Genomic DNA, 19691 nt, shown 5'->3' with positions numbered 1-19691 from the left:
GATTGTGTAGATGGCGTACGCAATCTGTCTGACACAGAATTAAGATGGACGAGCTTAATTGACCGCGTATGACCAGTGCGAAACTTACATTATCGACAAAACTCGCGCAACCTTCAACGTCTACCCAATGTACATTACCTACAAAATGTACAAAATCCGCTTCTTATGGGGGTGCTGAGCTATGAGTGCTGACGAGTTTGAAGGGCTCCCCGGAGCAGCTGTCTCGTTGCTCAAGGGAGGGGTAGGGAAATCCACGATCGCGCTCAACATCGCAGATCGACTCGCTGCTCGTGGCCATGAGACGGTACTATTGGATCTGGATAAGGACGGGCACATGACGACCCAGTTGGGATACGACGATGCGTACGACCGAGATGCGAACCTCGGTGACGCCCTTATCGATGGTGAGGACCCCGAAGACTTGCTTATCGAGACGGACTTCGGCGTTCACCTACTCCCGTCGAGTAACGAGCTCGAGAACGTCGAGACGAGGCTGAAGGACGAACGGTTCGCAGACGTGAAGCTTCGACGGAACGTTGTCGATCCGCTCATTCAAAACGGATACGACTACGTGATAATTGATGCCGCAGGCGGCCGTGGGAAACTCTCCGACAACGCCCTCATCGCCGTCCAGCGCGTCATAATCCCGCTAATCCCGCGTGCTGGATCGATCAACGGCCTCAATAAGATGATTGAACGCCAGATCTCCCCAATCCGGCAGAATATCGGGTTGGATATCCTCGCAGTCACTCCGAATATGATTCGCGAAACAATGGGACAACGCAACGAGCATCGGACTCTCGTTGAAAATCTCAACCGGGAGTTCGGTTCATTCGTCCCCGAGTACGCTCGTGTGGACCCGGAGATCTTTGATGCCCTCGATGATTCGGGACGCACCATCGATAGTATTCCGAAGCCAGGGATTCGCGAACGGACCGCGATTTCTCGCGCGTTCAAGCAAGGAATGCCGGTCTCGGAGTTCGACGAAGATTGCGACCAGATCCCGAATTTCGACCACTTAGCGGACCTCGTGGAGGAACACAGCCATGCCTAATGAGGACGACCGTTTCGGGGACGTCGCTGAACAGCTCAAACAAACGGAGGACGGAGCTGAATCGGACGACGAACGTACTGACACTCAGGATGAACCGCAACCGGATGAAGAGATAACTACTGAGGACACAGAGTCGGAGACTGAGTCCATTCCTGGGCATGATGAAGAGGATGTGGACGAATCCACCGGTGGACCGGCCTTCTCCTTTGATGAGACCGATATGCACGGCTTCTATGTCCGGGAGGACACGTGGGATGGCGTCACCCGGATGCGATCATCGGTAACTGCTGCGTGCTCTATGTTTGATGTTCCCGAATTTGAGGGAAGAGAGTTTCAAGATGCCTGTCTCCGGGTAATTGCGGACCACGGTGATGAGGTCGCCCTCCAGATCCTCCGGGAGCGTGGTATCGAAGCCGATGAGGAACGTGTTCAGGAAGTTGTGGAGATGCTGAGCGAGCAAGCTACGAACGATTAACATTGGATTTGGGTGATTTCCCCCATCATTCAAATTTTGTGCGCATTGTACATTATGCAGATTGTGTAGCAAGCTACCTGCTTGCAGTCTTGCGATTATTCTCAGAACCGGGTCCGAACGGCGGTCGCGGTTTTAGTATAGCGGTATATGATTTATACTGTTGGCCAAGTCCGAATTTCAGGGGATAGAACCCTTCTATCATCGGAAAAATGGTTATGAGATTTCTGTACTCGATGGTCCTGATTACGCCGGTAATCACGACCACTTTGAAGTACCCCGCTGCCGTCGGTGAAGCACGAATGCTGCAACCGCCTCACGACGGCGCTTCCCCCAGGGTAGAGGCACCGAGATCCGGTCCGCAGGACCGTGGAGGGCCGGTGGATGCCTGATCGAGCGCTTTCGACGGCGGTTGACGACAGCTTCGAGCGCTACCTCCAGGACAAAGGGAAAGGCCGTGGTGGCGACGGCGGGAACTATCGACGCAACGCAGCTCGCGAGCTCGAGCGGTTCGCCGAGTGGACCGCCGGCGACCGCGGCGCCGACGACTGGACCGGAATTGTCCCCGACGATGTCGACCGGGAGCCGACCTTCGACGATCTCGACGAACGCGTCTTCCGGGAGTACGCTCGGCATCTCGGAGGAGATCGGGGACTCAAGCAGAACACGGTACAAACCTATTACCGCTATATCTCTGCGTGGTGTGGCTGGTGCGTCAACGAGGGATATCTCGAAGCGCATTACGCGCAGCGAGCGAGTGCGATGGCGCCACTGCCGGAGGACGACGGCCGCAAGCCCGGTGACCAGCAGGCCTGGACGTCGGAACAGCGCCACGCCCTCACCCGCCACGTCGACCAACAAGCACGCGACGCCGTCGAGGCGTACACGACACTCCCGGAGGATACTGACCCCCTCGACAAGCAGCGAGGACGCTACGCGGCGCTGAAGGCGGCTCGTGACCGGGCGCTGGTGTTCGTCTTGGCGTACACCGCCGTCCGCGTCGGCGAACTCGTCCGCGATCCGAACGACCCACGCCGGCGCGGCGTCCGCTGGGAGGACCTCTCCCTCGACGACGGTAGTATGGACGTCTACCGGAAGAAACAGCAGTGGGACGCCGCGAGTCTCCCCGATCCAGTGATTTCTCCGCTGCGAAGCTATCGCCAGCTGATGGACCCGCCGACGGAGCGGTGGCCGGTGTTTCCGACGTTCGACCAACGGACGCTCGCAGAGCTCGTCCGGGAAGAGCTAGCCGACCGAGGGGAACGCCCAGAAGCAATTACTGAGCGGCGTGACGAATACGCCCGTGACCTCCTGCTGGCGCTCGATGAGGACATTCGGCCGACGTCGATCACGACGGACGGAGCACGGTCGGTTCTCCAACGGCTCTCGGAGACCGCAGAGATCGATATCGACCATCCGAAACACGATTATCTTGCTCCGCACGGTGGTCGACGTGGGATGGGGGAGGTACTTGTCCGCGCGTTTGGATACACGGTGGCGGCCCGGTATCTCGATAACTCCGAAGAGATGGTCCGAGAGCGCTACTCGCATATTGAAGCTGGCGAGTTAGGGGATATTGCTACAGAGGCTCTTGAAGAGGTAGGAGATCAGATCGAATTTTCAGCGGAATCAGTTTGATGTCAGCTTCTCGTACTCACTGCTCACAAACCGGGGGACTAAAGCAGTGTTTGACGGTTCACTTTCGCTGGAAAATACAGTTTAAGTATAGCGAACCCCCTATGCTTTCGAGTGGAAATCGCAAGACCGCGTAGGGGCGGCCGACAGTCTTATTAGCACCTATGCCATATGGATGCCTGCCTACGTAGCGGTGGGGGCTCTATTGCTACCCACCAAACCGCAACGTTCAGCAGCTAAGGCGCTGGTTTTCGACCCGCGGTTGACAGCTCTGTATCGATGAATATCCCTATTTAAAAAGCTATTCCCAGCGGAGTGAAAGTGGAAATTGCCAGTTCGAAAACCCCCACCCCACGGTTCATATATGCCTGATACGAGAAAGGGGCGAGTATAGTTCCACTCAGCAAAACCCTTTTCAGTGGGGGTCGGCTACACGTTTCTGGGCTGGTTACCCACCGCTACGTAGGCATCCCCCGATCACCGCAATTCTGCGGCAGGGGGACGGCGGGAACCCACCAAGACCGACGAGAGAGCCGGGGTATCCGGCAGTGACCTCCACGGATGTTCGCCCACCGAGCGGATCCCTGACGGGTACTGACTGACCGCGTGGTCTCGGCCCGTTCATAGATCTGTTCACAGCGGCGAATGTATCATTTCGGTCGGCCCCACGTCGCCGGGCTAAGCGCGACGACCCACAACCATGAGTGAACGCAACACTCCCGCCGACTCCGCAGACGAGCACAGTACGACTACCACGAAGAAAGTTGCCGGCAAGGTCAACCCGGTACAGTCCGCCATCGAGGCTATTGAGGACGACGTCCCGGTCGAAGTCTTCCGTCGACTATCACATATGAAGGAGGCGATCGGAGCCATCGAAACCTGGGCCGACGACGCCGACCCCCACGATACCGACGCGCTCGTGGGCACGAAGACTATCGTCAGCGCAGAGCGTGAGCGTGCGAGGGACATTCGACAGGAGGTTCCCGATGGCAACACCAGCCTCCTTCAGAAGTTCGACAACCTCACGGAGCGCCTGGAGAACCTCGCGGACACTGTCGAACCTCTGGAGTTCAGCACCATTGGCCATGTCGTGTACGTCAATCAGCAGTTTGTCGACCGATACGACGACAGTTCGGTATCCGTCGAAACCATCCTGCTGGACGCCGGCAAGAAGGATCCCGACGAACTCGGGCTTTTCCCGCTGGACGGCCTTCTCGGCAACCGTCAAGAAGACCAGGCGTTCCCGGCTGATCGGGATCTGGACCTCGGCGAAATGAACCGAACGTTCTTCGAGTCGACCAGCGATGGGGGGAAGATCGCGTATGAGTGAGGGCGAGACAACGGAAGACGCTGATCGCGCGGACCTCCGCAATCACCTCAGCGAAAGGTGTCGCGATGCTCTCTCCGAACTGCAGGACGAGCAGCCTGAAGCCGAACTCATCGCGGTCGAAGGCGACTGGGCATGGGTCAGTATCGGGACTGTCAATCCTGCCCACGTCAACGACGTTTTCGACCAGGAAGAAGTCCTCGCTATCCTCCGAATTCCGACCGATTTCCCGAACGGTCGACGGCCCTATGGCATCGTGACGTACCCCTACGTCACGAAGCACGACGGTCAGGAGGTCGACAGCGTGCATCGCGACCATGCCAAGGGGCGTCCGGCACGTGAGGCTCTCGACGTCGACGAAGTCGCCCTTTGGAGTTACCGCTGGGAGGACTTCTCGTGGACTGAACCCGCTGACCTCCGGAAAGCTCCTGAGGTCGTACGGTCTCGCTTCGAAAAGGAGGACTGACTATGCCTCAGGGTACAGCAGCAGATTGGCTGACGGCAGCCGACGCCGACGAGGTCCACCTCGTGTTCCCCCGAGACATCCACGAGGATTTGATGAAGGTGCTCTTTCCGAGTGAAGGCCACCCTTTCTACGGCATGGGCGAGCGTGGTGCGTTCGCCGTTCTCGCAAAGAGTACGGGCAACTATCGTGCGAGTTACATTGTCGAAGACGTGGTCCACCCTGAGTCCAGTGACGACCTCGAGCTGAAGGGGTCAGCTTGGGGAGATCGGTCAGAAAGCCGTTCAATCGGGTCGTTGTTTGGGAGTAGCTCTAATGGCGACGTATCGAGCGACGACTCGATCGTCGGCTACGAATTCAGTGAAGCCTACCACGAGCGCGCAATCGAACGTGCCCGCAGCCGTGGTGGCGGGCTCATTCGGATTCATACTCAACCCGGCGGCGTTCGTGAGAGCGGTACCGATACCGCGTCGGCGGCTCGCGTCTACGAGAACGACCGGGATCGCCTCCCCGGCGGCGCTCCGTTCGCTGCTGCCATCACTAATGATGCAGGCGACTGGTCGATGCGTGTCTACGAACCCACGCGCGACCCCAGCGACGGGCCGGAGGTAACGCGCGCCGACCACGTTCGCGTTGTCGGTCCAGCCACTGACGAACCCGCTTTGGATGTTCGTCCAACCGGCCGGCGAGATGCCGGTGCCGATAGTGTAGGTGTTGCTAGTGCTGAGCAGGACTCCACGATCCAGCTCTGGGGGGCAGACGGCCAGGCACGATTAGCCAACCTTTGCGTCGGCATCGTGGGCTGTGGTGGCGTCGGGTCGATTCTTGCAGAACACCTAGCCCGCCTGGGCGTTGGTGAACTCGTGTTCGTAGACTTCGACCACCTCGAGAGCGCGAACTTCAACCGCGCACAGGGTGCCCGGCGGATAGACGTCCGGCAAGACCGCCTCAAGACCGAGATTGCCGAACGCGTTGCCCGTCGAAGTGCGACAGCTGAGAACTTTGAGACGCGGGTCGTTGACGGGAGTGTCGTCGAGCAAAACCTCGAGTATGCGGCTGTCCCTGATCTCCTGGATTGTGATCTTATCATGTCCGGAGTCGACGCCGCTCGCCCCCGACAGGTCCTGGACGTGCTCGCTCGCGCTCACTGTATTCCCGTTATTGACGGTGGAAGCCTCCTACACGCCGACGATCAGGGCGTCCTAGAAAAAGAGGCGAAAGTCGAAACGGCGGTCACCGGACCCGGTTGGCCGTGTTTCGAGTGCCAGCGCGTCTGGACTCAGGACGATGTCGACTGGGAGGCCGACCATCCCGAGTTTCGTGGCGAACGGGGTTACGTGCAGGGTGGGAAGGACCCAGCCGAAGAGGATAGGGACCCGTCGGTCATCGGGGTGAACGCGATTGTCGCTGGTCTAATGCAGCGGCGGTTCCTGGCGATCACGCTGGACGTAGCACGGAAGATCGAGGGTACGCTTCGACTTGGTCTCCGTGATGTGGAGACGAATATGTCGTCTACGTGGGGCTGTGGGGAGGATTGCGAGGCAGCACCAATTGGCGTCGGCGACCGCGAGGAGCTCCCAACTGGGACCGACTGGGCGATGCGGTACGAACGCGAGGATATGGAGATGCCTGAGCAGAAAACTCGAGATGCGAGCGATCTTGTCGAAGACCTGCGTTAAGGTCGGTAGAATACGGATATAATATCGTCTTCAGACTATACCCATCGATGTTGTTTACTCCAAGACGTCGTCTGCTGTTGTCAATCCGATCCATCTGTGAGAGTCTGAGGATTTTATATCGGAGGACACGTATATTTCTGCTATACAGAGCGTGTTTTTATGAGCCAGTCCAAACCTCTCCCATTTCGTATAGTCGTTGAAAATGCGGTTCGCTCACTCACGGCTGTACTGTCACTTGGAGCCGCGATCTTTTTGGCGGGTTGGTACCCAGGCGGGACACTGACAATTCCGTCTGAACGTGTGATTCCGGTCGCTGGCCTACTCGTCCTCGGCGTCTTAGTTGGTACTGGTCCGCTTATAAAACTTGTCCGGCAGAGAGATCGACACCGTGTCAGTGAATTGTTTGAATGAGGGAGGGTACGTTTGCGTAGTAGAACTCTGTTGGGAATCGCACTCACATCACCACTCTTCGTTCTAAGATAGAGATAGATAGGGGACATCTCGATAGTATTCAACGACTCGAGAACTGCCGACTTCGCCGCCTAACCCCTTTCGCAGACGAATCGACTCCATTCCGTTCGGACGGCGTTCGTGTTTCAGAATTTGCTCGCTTGCGTTCATCAGACGAGCTGCCGTACGTTCATCGATAAGCTCGGGCGTTCCTGCGAACATTACTGTATCATCTGAGCCACGAGCCTCAGCTGTTAACACAGAAATCATACCTGGAAGGACATTGTCATCTCCGAACATCCGCGTCGCTTGGCAGGAGAGGATCATTGTAAGTGGAGTCGTCGACTGATACTGGATTCGGCGTAACTCATCCAATAGCTCGTCCTGTTTTGGCGATTCAACCGAACGGGAGGTGATGTCATCTGGCAGGAAATTATTCGATTTTGAGCCGCTTCCAAGCACATCTAAAACACGGATAGATTCGGCATCTAGATACGCCTTAAGAGGTTGGTCCTCTAAGGCTTGAAGATACTGATCAAGCTGCTCGTATGTCAAATTTGGAGGCGGAACGATAACCACATCGCGATCTGAATTCACCATTTCAGCAGTCACCTTTGATAATAGCAGATCAGCGTGAGCATCTCCCGAGTACAGATAACTGATTGTGCTTCCAGTTATGAATCCTCCTCCGAGGAGATTATCAAGCTCTGGGAGTCCTGATGTCGTTCGGCCTTTTGAGGAAAGGGAGGCGGGCGGTGACCGGTTGAGTGGTTTGAGTCGCATCCCCTTCGCGCTCAAATTCATCTCGTAAGGACGGAGGTCGTGATCGGCACCTCGCATCTTGGTAATGTGGACATAGCGATGATATTCGCCTTCCAGCTCGTCCTGCCACAGCCGAACAACGCCATCTACAGTAAATTGAAGCGCAAGCGACGAACTGAGTGTTCCGTGATTCGTTGCTGTATCGTCTTGTTGTGCGTAATCTTGCGCAGTCAAGATAGATGTCGCTTCAAATTGGCGTTTGAATTGTCGAATGATATCGATCATTACCCGACGATACTGAGCGTGGTCCTGTGTGACTGCAGCGAATCCAGACGCACTATCCAGAACAATACGGTCTGCCGGTGCAAGCCGCTCAAAATATTGTTGGATATACTCTGGTGTGAACGGAACCGACCGACCCTCGTCCATAGTGGTTCCGCCATCTAACGTTCGCATCACAAGGCCAGCTTCACCTGTTGTCACCGATTCCCCGTGGCCCGCATGAACGGTCGTCAACGTGAGATTTGGATGGTCGAATTCAAATCCAAAATCTTCGAGCCCGATCCGCAGATCGGCGATTGCTTGTTCGGTACTGATGAAGACACACTGCTCATCGGCCTCCAGTCCGGCTTGAAGAAACTGCATTGCTGCAGTCGTTTTCCCTGTTCCAGGACCGCCAGTGAATAACACGGCAGCACCAGTGGGGATACCTCCGTCGAGGGCGGTATCGAATACTTGGTCGCCAGTTGAGACAGTCCCAGCCATACCACCGGAAATGTCTCGGATGGTTGTAATACTTCGGTAGTGAGTGTCTCCCACCGAAAACTCCTGACTGATGGAGTGGACGATTCAGGGCCACAGTAGTCTAATATTCGTTGGGGATGTAACAGACTATCGTCAGGGGATTCCTCTTTGTTGCGTAATCGCTGAACACGTCGATATTCGACGACCACGTTGGTTAAGTGGCTAACAGTTCGTAATCTATTGGAATGCACTGGGAGTCTCGGTTGCCCAGCCAATGGGGGGTCGCTATCCTTGGATTTGTTCTTCTATTGCTCACGCTTGGTCGTGTCGTAACGTATACCGACAATCCCGTTATCGATTTCATTGAAGTCTTGCTCCCTTTTGCTGTCAGTCTTGGACTCATTATTGGTGGAGTCTGGCTGGTACGAACACATCCGGCCGCTCGGATTAGTCAGCTTGCGAAATGGCTGCTTGGTGGAGTTCTTGTCGGCGTGGCCGCCACTCTCTGGATCCTGTTTATCATCTCGCTCGAACAAGTGCCGTCCGGTGAACCGATGGTTCTCACTCTCAACGGCGTTGGCATCTTCATGGCCGCTGGGATTCTTCTGGGTTACTATGCGACCGGCCTCGAAGCCCGCGAACAACAGCTCGAACTATCTGACCACCGGTTTCGTGCCCTGACTCAGAATTCGTCATTTGCCGTCATCACGATCGACGAAACGAGCACGATTCGGTATGCAAACGACGCCGTCGAGGAACTCTTCGGATACCCCCCAGCGACACTTACTGGAAAGTCGCTAACGACGTTAATGCCTGATCGGTTCCACGAGGCGCATCATAATGCAGTAACACGGTATCTCTCAAAGGGTGAACGTTCTGTTGAATGGGAGGGGCTCGAATTGGTTGGCCAGCGAGCTAACGGAGAGGAGTTTCCTGTGGAGGTCAGCTTTGGTGAGTATGCCGTTGGTGACGACCATCTGTTTACGGGTGTCATTCAGGACGTGTCCGACCGGAAGGCAGCGGAGTACCGGCTTCATCAGCACACGTCGAAGGTAACACAGCTCCACGAGATTGCCACTGACTTCGCCGCGGCCGGTTCGAGAGCTGCCATTTATCAACGGACAGCTGACGGCGCTGTCGAGCTGTTCGACGCGGACGTCGCTCGTGTCGCCGTGGTAGAGGGTGACCAACTGGTTCCAGCCGCCAGTTCAGGTTCCGACGATGTTGGCGATTGGAATCCAGTACCCCTTTCGGTAGGATACGCTGGACAGAGTTATCAAACGGGCATGGTTCTCAGAGTCGACGATCTCGAGGACACCCGATCCGCAGCCACGTCGACGAATCAAGATGGTGGGGCACAGCCCGAGCCCCAGCCGCACGTCGCCCCACGGGCGCTATTGAGTATCCCGCTTGAGGGCTGGGGTGTCCTACAGGTGTTCGCGTCGGACCCTGGGGCGTTCGGGGACCGTGACGAGGATGTCGCGGAGATGCTGGCAACCCACGTTGTGACCGCTCTCAAACGATTGTCTGCCGAGGAGACGATTCGGCGAGAACGCGACCGGCTTGAGGAATTTGCCAGTCTATTGTCCCATGACTTACGCAATCCGTTACAAGTGGCGAAAGGGCGGATGGAGCTCATAGGACGCGAGGGGTACAACGAGGATCACCTTGACCCCATTATACGGGCGTTGAATCGTATGGAACGACTCATCGAGGATATGTTGACACTCGCCCGGGAGGGTGATGCGGTCGGTGAGACGGAAACAATCTCGCTTGTCTCACTCGCAACGCAAGCCTGGGCGAACGTCGCAACCGATGCTGCGTCAATTGAGGTTGAGACAGATCTTCATCTAGATGCGGACCGCAGTCGCCTCGGTCAAGTGCTCGAAAACCTCTACCGGAATGCAATTGAGCACGGTGGTGACACAGTGACAGTTCGCGTAGGCCCCCTTGACGACGGTAATGGCATCTACATCGAGGACACGGGACCTGGTATCCCCGCAGCCGAGCGCGAAGACGTCTTCGACAGTGGATATACGACGCATCAAGAGGGTAATGGCTTTGGACTCGCAATCGTCAGGCGAATCGTCGAGGCGCACGGCTGGACGATTACGATTACTGACGGTACAAATAGTGGTGCACGGTTCGAAATTTCGGGCATACAATCTGCTACGACGCCGAATTGAGTACGTTGTCGTCAGGACTGTTTCTGGAATAGTGGTATGGGGATACCGTCGGTGCGGGTGCTTCTCTTCACGCCACTGACACCGACCATTTGACGATCTGAGTCCTAGCCCCTGGAAAGATTGTCGACCGTTCTATGTCTCGTGACTGCTACTGGGCTCTATATGTCTGTGGTGATTCCTATCGGAGTACTGCTGGTCACAAGAGGATTAAGGGAACAACCCTTGATTTTCCAAAAGGAATGTCTCTACTCATACCAAGCCACAAGGATCTCAATCCCTTTTCGGCTCTAGAATATGCGATTACAGTACCTGATCACCGAATAGATTTTCTCCACATCGCATCTGATGCGACTGCAAAACCAACGGTATCTGTTGAAGAAATCACTGAGCAACGTCCGAAGGAGCTTTCGAAGGCTACTATCGACAGACTCGTTGATCAGGTAGAATCAATGACAGACGATACTGATCGGAAGGTCCGACTGTTGCATTCTCCTGGACCGATTGGAGAAGCTACTATCAGATATGCTGACGCACTCCAGTCTGATTTAATTGTTTTAGCGGTCAGCGGAAATGAGATAAAACGGGATCCGAATGTGAATAACGCAATAAATATTGTTACAAATAATGCACCAGCCGCATTTACGATTATCCAAGAATGAATTGCAGTGTGGATATCACACCAACCAAAATGTCTGCTATTAATATATATGGCAACTGAAATTGCCTACGGATATGCCTAAACCAATTCTTGTCTCTCACTTCTTCCGGTTGATGTTTGTTGAGAGTAGCAACATCTAGACTCTATCGGCCATCGTTACGATATCTCAATCTCGATATATGCATTTTCATCTTCAACATAGAAATCCACAAAACTCACGTGACGTGTATTGAGCATTCGCAGCAGTTCATCGTCTAGTGAAGAGTCCTTATGGAGTCGAAGCGTCACTCGATGGGTTCCTCGCCGGTGATGATCATCTATCAATTTGACACCATCAGATTCTGAAACACATTTCTTGAGATTTCCCACCCGAACATCATCAAGTGATCCCAGTCTAGGAATCCAATCACGTAACGACATTATTGACGTTTGTATAGAATAGACTACTTATGTTGTATACCCTTTGGCTACTGGTTAGCAACAATTCTCTCATTCGTGTGTGGATTTCAGCTCGAAACTGAGTTGACCTAGTCGAATGACGACAGCTGAATATCGGGATATCGTTCAATATGAGGTGATAGTTTCATGGTGGTCGATCACGCTCTTGGACGACCTCATCCCAAATATGATGCTTGTGTGTCCCGAACCCTGATCCAAGGATGTCCTCTGAGGAATCTTCCCGTTCATCGGAGGGGGATTTGTACCGGCGGGAAGTGTACCAGGTTCGGGAAAACCAAAACCTCACGCTTTCTGAGAAATTTGATCAGCTCCTTTCACTGGGCTGTGAGTATCTGGACGTCGAAAACGGCCATATCAAACGGATTGATAAAGAGCGCGGTGTCCATGATGTCATCGCGACTGCTGGGGGGGAGGGCGAACTCCTCGAGGTTGGTGCGCAACATACTCACGCGACGACATTCTGTCGGCGAACAATCGAACAGGATTCACCGCTGGCGATCTCTCATGCCAGTGAACAAGGATGGGCGGACGATCCCGCGTACCACAGACACAATCTTGAATGTTACCTCGGTGCGACAATCTCGGTTGAAGGAACGACCTATGGCACGGTTTGCTTCGTTTCCAAAGCGCCGCATACTAGAGACTTCTCTGCTTCTGAACGCGCGTTCGTCGAACTCGTGGCTGGCGTCGTTGGCACAGAAATTGAGGCTAAGCGGTACGAATACAAACTCGCCGATCGTGATCGACTAAATGCTGTTCTCAATCGTGTTCTTCGGCACAATCTCCGGAATTCGATGAATGTTGTCAGAGGCTACGCCGACCTTCTTACTCAACGACTCGCTGGCGACGAACAAGAGTTAGCGAAGCGAATTGTGGCCAGCGCGGACAATCTTACTGAACTTGGCGAAACCGCCCGAAATCTCGAAAACGTTGCCAGAGACGCTGGTCCACCCGAACAGCAGGAACTCGGGTCGCTATTATCTGACGTTGCTACCGAACTCCAGGATCGTCACCCGAGGGCAGAGGTCGATGTCGAGATACCTAACACCCAGACTGCATTTACGAACGAGTATCTGAAGCCTGCATTGTATGAACTCGGGGAGAACGCTATCACACATACGAAGGGGGACCCAGAGCTTGAGCTGAGTCTCCAGTCTGAAGTAGAGGACGACGACTGGGTTGTGATTACGGTTGAAGACAACGGATGTGGACTCCCGGAGATGGAGCGAAACATTCTCCGAGGTCAGATGGAGACACAGTTGGAACACGGCCAGGGGTTGGGCTTGTGGTTCGTCTATTGGACTGTTGTCCGCTCTGGCGGCAAACTCACAGTCGCTGTCGATGACGGGACGACGATTCGTATCTGGCTGCATTCTGAGGCCATCCCCGACAATGATCTACAGTGGTATCTTGATCTCCCGATCGGGAACGATATGGTGTGAATTCGCAGATTAGAGTGCGAATGAGGCGATTTCTTTCGGTTATCTCGATGATGTTTCGGCTACGGTTACCGATATCCACTTCTTGGGGAGCAGCACAATCTGACGTCGAATCGGCCCCAAATCAGACTATACACGGTCGAGTTCGACGTTCCTAATCTCGAATCGTGCTCCACCTGCAGTCCCTTCTGAAATAGCGATCTCCCACTCGTGTCCATCAACGATCTGTTGGACAATCGAGAGCCCGAATCCGGTGCCCTCCGCTGCATCAGTATATCCCGCTTCGAAGACCTCGTCTTGTTTCCCAGCAGGTATCCCTGGGCCGTCGTCTTCGACGTAGAAGCCCGCACCATCGTCACAGATATCGAGAGTGACGGTGACACAATCTCCACCATGATCGATCGCATTCCGAAAGAGGTTCTCGAAGAGTTCACATAGCCGTCCTTCATCAGCCAGTAGTACAGTCGAAGTGTCAACACCAATTTCGAGGGTGGCATCTGATGTATCAACGTGCTCCCACGCTTGTGAGGCGACCTCGGCGAGCGTGACTGCGTTTGGATCAAGAACTGCTTGCCCTTGTTTTGCGAGAGACAGGAGTTCGTCGATCATCTCCGCCATCCGCTTGTGAGATTGTTCGATCGCTTCAAAATGTTCTACATCCCCTGATTCGCGTGCTAGTTCGAGGCGACCACTCGCGACATTGAGAGGGTTACGCAGGTCATGGGCAACTGTACTGGCGAATTCCTGAAGCCGTTCGTTCTGTCGTGCGAGTTCCTCTTCGCGTTTCGCTCGCTCCGTGACATCTCTGAATATCCCGATACGCTCGGCTGCTTTACCCAGCCCGGTAATAGCCTCCGTGTTTAACTCCATAACTTGGGAGTTCTCCTTATCGCGTCCCCACTGGACTGTTGTCGTCGTATCGTCGTCGATTCTCAGAAGAACACGCTCCAGCGACTCTGATGGGGAGAATTCGAGGTCGGTGATTGGCCGATCCTCTAAGTGTTCGGTGTCGATCCCGAACGCCTCGGCGAAGGCGTCATTTGCCTCGGTGACGGTTCCATCCGGTTTCACCACAACGACCGGGTCTGGGGTGGACTGGAAGAGCGATTCAAACCGCCGGTCACTCTGCTCTTTCTGCCGTGTAAGTTCGAGCGACAGCCGGCGGCGTTTCAGAAGGTTATCAATCCGTGCGTTCAATTCGGCCCTACTGACCGGTCGCTGAATCAGCTCGTCAGCGACGTCCCAGGTGTTGCCTGTACATTCATCCGGTGACTTGTCACCCGTGAGCAAGAGGACCGGTAAAAACGTCGGTGCCGTTTCAGCTTTTACTTTTTGCAGTTCGTCCTTGAACCTCCCAAACGAGTTAGTATCGACCAGACATAGATCGAAGTGAGGATTTTCAAACGGTGTATCGGCGTGGGTCTGAACAATATATTCCTCCTCCAGTTGCTCGGCAAGCAATTCGCGGTTCCGTTCGCTCTGGATCAGCAGGAGGAGCGTCGTCCGATGGTCGTTGTCTCTGTTAGAAGGTTCCATTACGTTCTCGATTATTGCTCAGTCGAGTCTGGGCCGTCAGTCCATTCCGGGGTTCCGCTGAGAATCCCTCGGAGCTGCGTTAGTGGTTCACCGACTGTAATTCCGTGTTCGGTGATTTTGAATTGACGAAGCGTCCGTTCGAAGTCACTGGTGCGCATTTTCAGGACACCAATAACTTTCTGCATCTCTCCCTGCAATTCGAGATGACGGAGAAAGACAATGTTGTCCGCAAGATAGCTTATCCCAACATCAGTCGCCTGAAACTCTCCTGTAATGTTGGTGATTTCCTCAATCATAATTACTGTCACACCCATATTTTTGAGATACCGACCGAGAGAGTGGAGATGCGAAACAAGCTCGCCTTCTTCACCTTCTAAGGCGAGTTTGTAGCCTGAGATCCCGTCGATCATCACGATTTCGGCCCCTTTGTTTTCCACCTCTTGGCGTACCATATTGGTGAACTCCTGGGGTGAGATCTCTAAGGCCTCGATCTCTTCGACATTAAGCGTCCCGCGGTCGCGCATCTCCGCGACGGGTATGTTGACTGCTTCGGATCGTCGCATAAAGGTGCCCGATGTTTCCTCAAAGAGATACATCACTGATCGTTCCCCTCGGCCTGCAGCTTCCTTCATAAACTGCGTGCCAGTCGTCGTCTTCCCGACCCCTGTTGGCCCGGAAATAACTGTCACGGTACCCCGATCCAGCCCCCCATTGAGTAGTTGGTCGACTTCTGGAACACCTGCAGAGATTGGTTCATCGACGAATTCCTGGTTGTAGTCTCCCGGGGCGAGTTCTGGATACACAACTAGCCCGTCATCGGTGATCTTCACCGAGTGGTCCCCGCTCCGAGTCGCTGAGCCCCGAAACTTCGGGACGCTGATCGACCGGCCGGTCGACGCGTAACCGAGTTCGATCATCCCGTCACTCATAAACTGCAGGTCGTCGTCTGGGGCATCCTCGGTGGCCTGCGTTGTGAATAGAACGGTCGCACCCGCTTCACCCAGTAGTCGCATAAACGAGAGTGCCTGCTTGCGAAACTGGTACTCATCGGTCGAGAGGTACCGGAGCTGGCTGATCGGATCGACAAACACGCGATCTGGTTCAACTGCCGACACCCGCTCGGTGATTTTTTCGACTAACGGATCACGTTCGACCTCGCTAGATTCGAAGATGTCGTAGCCCTGATCGTCGGCGAAGAACTCTGACTTTGGGCTCAGATCGAGAAATTGAACGTCCTCGACATCGAAGCCGAGTACTGCTGCATTCTGTTCGATGTCTGCAGTTGCTTCCTCAAGATTGATGAACAACGATGTTTCGCCCTGTGCTGTTCCTTGCGTGAGATAATGCAACCCCAGAATCGTTTTGCCAGTCCCTGGTTTCCCCCGAACGAGATAACTTCGTTCGGGTACGAGCCCGCCATTGAGAATGGTATCGAGACCACGAATACCGGTGGCAACGCGGTCAAAGGTCTGTGCGGTCTCCGTCATTGAATGTGGTTCTGAGCTGTCTGTCATTGGGTTTCATCCTCTGTGTGACTCTGTCGGACTGTGATCATCCCGTCTGCGGCGATAGTCACATGGAAGCCTGCGTATGGGAATGCTACCTGCCCCCGCGCTCTCGACGCCCCTGACTTGATCGGGGCAAAAAGGCCATCTAGTGCATCTGGATCGATACGTTCATGCAACGTCGGCAGTTCGTCTGTCGATACCTTCGATGCTACCTCTATTACGGAGAGTAGCGATACGCAGAGCGAATTGTTCGTCGACCAGTCGTGTTTCAGGCGATACGCCTCAAGTGACGAATCGTATTCAACATTCCCCTGCGGCACATCAGTCGTTGCATCTATCTCAAAATCACTCCTAAGGATTGTGATACTATCGTTCATACGTCGCTGTCCCACTGTGTTGCACTCTTTCGAGTACGTCCGGAGTTGCTCGCTCTCCGCTGATTTGGTGTTTTGGTTGTCATAGTACTTTCTGAAGTATCAGAAATTATGGAATCCGGCGAAGGCGTCTTTCGCCATCATCTCCGTGAGTGCTGAATCTGCTGCATCCTTTGCATCCGTCACCTCCTGTTCTAATATCATATATGCGTCACTTGACGCGCGTTCCTGTTCGCTCATGGATGCATCCAGAGCAGCCTTCTTCGAGATCGCGGCGAAGTACTCGCGAAACTCTTCATCGTATCGCCTTCGCGCAAGTAGTGCTTCGGCAGCCTCTCGAAGCTGTTCCTCGGAGATCGGTTTCACAAAGTATTCGTCGATATCCAGGCCGATGATCTCCTCCCCTGGATCAACCGCGGTGAGCATTGCAACGGGCTGATCATATCCACGCTCACGAAGTGTGGCGAGTACCTCATCACCGGAAATCCCCGGCATCCGTCGATCGAGCAACACAGCGTCAACATCATCGTCGATGATCTCGAGGGCCTCTTCGCCATCGTATGCGATTCGCGTGGTATAGTCCTCTTCGAGATAGAGAGCGTATAGGTCTGCCAATCCCTGTTCGTCATCAACGACAAGGATTGTGGCCGGTTCTTGTTCTGACTCCTGAGTAGGGTCTGTCATATTTGTATCTCCGAATGGTTTTGTAGGCCGTAGTTCGACCCGACTGTGGGCAGCTTGAGCATCACGGTTGCTCCTTGACCGTCATCGTTCGACAATCTAAGATCTCCGCCGGCGATAGTGACAATCCAGTGTACAGCCCAGAGACCGAGTCCATTCCCATGCTGGAGCTGGGTCTCTTTTCCTTCCCGGAGTACGGCTTGCTGTTCTTCCGGGATTCCCGGGCCGTTATCTTCGACAGTAATTGTTACCCGCCCAGTCTCATCTTCCGCTGGTTCGACTGTGATGGACACCGAGGGAGTCGCCTGATTGGAGTGTTTGATAGCGTTTTCACATAGCTCCTTCAGCGCACGGTCTACTTGAACGGTCCCGGCCACCCACTCGTCGGTCTCAATCGTCATCGAGATCTCGGCGTTGGGATATTGCTCTCGAAGTGCCGTCACCGGCTGCTCAATGAGGTTGGCAATCGGAACGGGTTCGAGATTCTGTTCCGGATTGGTTCCCTTCGAAAGGGTTCGCGCTGTTTCGCTTAGATTGAGGAGTTCATCTACGGCGTCCAACCCGTTCTTTGCAAGAGACGTTGGCAGGTCTCTCTCGTCATCTAGTGACCACTCAACGACTCCCCGGACGACGTTCAGTTTGTTCCGAATATTATGTCGGAGGACACGATTGAGAACCTGTAGCTGCTGGTCACGACGTTTTTGCTCGGTAATGTCCGTATACACGATGTAGGCGCCGAGGCTTTCTCCATTCTGTTGGATCGGGACGACGCGGATGAGGAAGTCTCGCCGGCCGGATGCCGTCTTGCGACGCCCCTCTGTTTCAACGGTGCTACGCGCGCCTGTAAGTGCACGAGCGATGAGCGACTGGGATGCCGCCTCCTCACTTGGTGGGACGACGAGGTCGGTGAGTGAGTTCCCACGGATGTTGGCACTCTCATAGCCGAACACTTGTTCAAACTCCGGATTGACGTCTTGGATGCACGGAGTGTCTTCCTCAAATGTGACCTCGGCGATGGCGTCAGTTGCGTTCTCGAAGAGGGCACTGAAATACTCTGTCTGTTCGCTCAATGCCTGTTCTCGTTGTGCTCGAGTGAGTGCGGCAGTTGTGTTCGCGGCCAAGATACTCGTCAATTCGGCATCCGTTCCGTCGAACGAAGCGGCTTCTGTTGCTCCGATGCTCAACACCCCGTGTTCACCCAGAGGGAAACACATTACACTCCGAATGGCTCCGTATTCGAACGGCGTCTCACTCGACTGAATATCGTCGAGAATGGTTGGTTCTTGTTCCGCAAATACCCCTCCAACCACGCTCTCACCACGCTCGTAGACGGTTGATGTGGCATCTAAGCGCTCGTATGTTTCGTTGGTTGCGTCCACGAGTTCGAGGGTTTCGGGTGTCGCCTCCTCATTTAATAGCCGAACGCCGGCGATGTCGTACTCGAAGACCTGTTTTGCGGCGGCTATCGTTACCTCCGCAATCTCAGGGTTTGTCGGGGCCCGCATCAGTTCAGTTGTCACGTCGTGTAGTCGATTCAGGACTTGCCGTTGCTCGTAGCGAGTCGTGATATCGCGAACACTGGCGAGTACATGAGGCCGCCCATCGATTTGGAGTGCAGAGGCCGATATCTCAGCCTCGAGTTGCTCACCGTCTTTGGTGCGGCAAGTCAACGCGGTGGTATACCCACGACCGTTTTCGATGACATCGGTGACGAACGCCCGAAATTCTGATTTTTCGTCCGGATGAATGACCTCCGGAGAGGACGAACGGAGTTCGTCTCTCGGATACCCGAGCAGGTCACAGGCCTGGGGATTACACTCGCGGATCTCTTCCGATTCAGGATCAATAATGAAGACTGCGTCATTCGAAGACTCGAAGATATTCCGGAACAGATCACGTTGTTGTTCCAGCTCCGTTGAAAGGTTCGCTGAGAGTTCGCGCCGTTCGAGGAGATTGACAAGCCGATGGCGGAGTGCTCGCTTTTCAGTTGGAATGGTAATAATCTCATCAACGAGATCCCACACAGCTTGATCGTTCGGATGGGTATCCGTGCTAGTCGAAACCAAGAGGTAGGGGAGAAACACCGGATTTGACTCTTCTTTGAGTTGGTGGAGCCGGGAATAATGTATTTCCAGCATCGATTCATCCACGATGTAGAGATCACAATTCGACTGAGCCAGAGATTCACCGTCTGGTTGAACGACCTCATACGGTGAAGATAACCACTCGCCCAGATGCTCGCTATTGGCTTCCTGGGTAAGAAG

General features: G+C 54.5%; 15 protein-coding genes. 9 read left to right on the top strand and 6 right to left on the bottom strand.

Going from position 1 to position 19691, the window contains the following annotated elements; translation table 11 throughout:
* The first annotated feature begins 181 nt into the window (after positions 1–181).
* The 6 genes from ACNSN4_RS16480 (at position 182) to ACNSN4_RS16455 (ending at position 6630) form a co-directional block, all read left to right on the top strand.
* On the top strand, positions 182–1054 hold the full coding sequence (locus ACNSN4_RS16480) for a ParA family protein (protein WP_004594451.1): 873 nt from the start codon (positions 182–184) through the stop codon (positions 1052–1054).
* Positions 1047–1529: a DUF7970 domain-containing protein gene (locus ACNSN4_RS16475; protein ID WP_418286919.1), complete on the top strand. Its 483-nt coding sequence runs from the start codon at positions 1047–1049 to the stop codon at positions 1527–1529. Before ACNSN4_RS16480 ends, ACNSN4_RS16475 begins: the two co-directional genes overlap by 8 nt.
* Before the next feature lie 381 nt (positions 1530–1910).
* Positions 1911–3164 carry a site-specific integrase gene (locus tag ACNSN4_RS16470; RefSeq protein WP_418286918.1) on the top strand — a complete coding sequence of 418 codons (1254 nt, stop codon included), beginning with the start codon at positions 1911–1913 and terminating at the stop codon, positions 3162–3164.
* Between the two features lie 697 nt (positions 3165–3861).
* Positions 3862–4491, top strand: a complete 630-nt coding sequence (locus ACNSN4_RS16465) for a hypothetical protein (protein WP_211313399.1) — start codon at positions 3862–3864, stop codon at positions 4489–4491.
* Complete coding sequence (locus tag ACNSN4_RS16460) at positions 4484–4954, top strand: hypothetical protein (protein WP_211313400.1); 471 nt, start codon at positions 4484–4486, stop codon at positions 4952–4954. Before ACNSN4_RS16465 ends, ACNSN4_RS16460 begins: the two co-directional genes overlap by 8 nt.
* Before the next feature lie 2 nt (positions 4955–4956).
* Positions 4957–6630, top strand: coding sequence for a ThiF family adenylyltransferase (locus tag ACNSN4_RS16455; RefSeq protein WP_418286917.1), 1674 nt, complete (start codon positions 4957–4959; stop codon positions 6628–6630).
* Between the two features lie 474 nt (positions 6631–7104).
* On the opposite strand, the gene ACNSN4_RS16450 is transcribed toward ACNSN4_RS16455, so the two are convergent.
* Positions 7105–8607 (bottom strand): ATPase domain-containing protein, encoded by a 1503-nt coding sequence (locus ACNSN4_RS16450; RefSeq protein WP_418286916.1) that lies wholly within the window; start codon positions 8605–8607, stop codon positions 7105–7107.
* A gap of 470 nt (positions 8608–9077) precedes the next feature.
* On the opposite strand from ACNSN4_RS16450, the gene ACNSN4_RS16445 reads away from it, so the two are divergent.
* From ACNSN4_RS16445 to ACNSN4_RS16435, 3 genes are all read left to right on the top strand, one after another.
* A complete protein-coding gene (locus ACNSN4_RS16445) occupies positions 9078–10772 on the top strand; it encodes a PAS domain S-box protein (RefSeq protein WP_418286915.1) in 1695 nt (564 codons plus the stop codon).
* Between the two features lie 134 nt (positions 10773–10906).
* Positions 10907–11431 carry a universal stress protein gene (locus tag ACNSN4_RS16440; RefSeq protein ID WP_418286914.1) on the top strand — a complete coding sequence of 175 codons (525 nt, stop codon included), beginning with the start codon at positions 10907–10909 and terminating at the stop codon, positions 11429–11431.
* A 658-nt stretch (positions 11432–12089) separates the two neighbouring features.
* Positions 12090–13331, top strand: coding sequence for a GAF domain-containing sensor histidine kinase (locus tag ACNSN4_RS16435; protein WP_418286913.1), 1242 nt, complete (start codon positions 12090–12092; stop codon positions 13329–13331).
* A 126-nt stretch (positions 13332–13457) separates the two neighbouring features.
* Here the strand turns inward: ACNSN4_RS16435 and ACNSN4_RS16430 are convergent, their stop codons facing one another.
* The 5 genes from ACNSN4_RS16430 to ACNSN4_RS16410 all read right to left on the bottom strand — a co-directional run bounded on the left by ACNSN4_RS16430 (position 13458) and on the right by ACNSN4_RS16410 (position 19577).
* The gene (locus ACNSN4_RS16430; RefSeq protein ID WP_418286912.1) at positions 13458–14864 is read right to left on the bottom strand and encodes an ATP-binding protein; all 1407 of its coding nucleotides are present in this window, start codon (positions 14862–14864) and stop codon (positions 13458–13460) included.
* 11 nt (positions 14865–14875) lie between these two features.
* Positions 14876–16378: an ATPase domain-containing protein gene (locus ACNSN4_RS16425; RefSeq protein ID WP_418286911.1), complete on the bottom strand. Its 1503-nt coding sequence runs from the start codon at positions 16376–16378 to the stop codon at positions 14876–14878.
* Entirely contained in the window at positions 16375–16749 is a 375-nt protein-coding gene (locus tag ACNSN4_RS16420) for a HalOD1 output domain-containing protein (protein WP_418286910.1), read from the bottom strand. Before ACNSN4_RS16420 ends, ACNSN4_RS16425 begins: the two co-directional genes overlap by 4 nt.
* 99 nt (positions 16750–16848) lie before the next feature.
* Positions 16849–17430, bottom strand: coding sequence for a response regulator (locus ACNSN4_RS16415; RefSeq protein WP_418286909.1), 582 nt, complete (start codon positions 17428–17430; stop codon positions 16849–16851).
* On the bottom strand, positions 17427–19577 hold the full coding sequence (locus ACNSN4_RS16410; protein ID WP_418286908.1) for a PAS domain S-box protein: 2151 nt from the start codon (positions 19575–19577) through the stop codon (positions 17427–17429). Before ACNSN4_RS16410 ends, ACNSN4_RS16415 begins: the two co-directional genes overlap by 4 nt.
* Between the last annotated feature and the right edge of the window lie 114 nt (positions 19578–19691).

The organism is Halorubrum marinum (genome assembly GCF_048381195.1).
Taxonomy (GTDB): Archaea; Halobacteriota; Halobacteria; order Halobacteriales; family Haloferacaceae; genus Halorubrum.
This window is presented reverse-complemented; position numbering and strand designations above follow the sequence as displayed.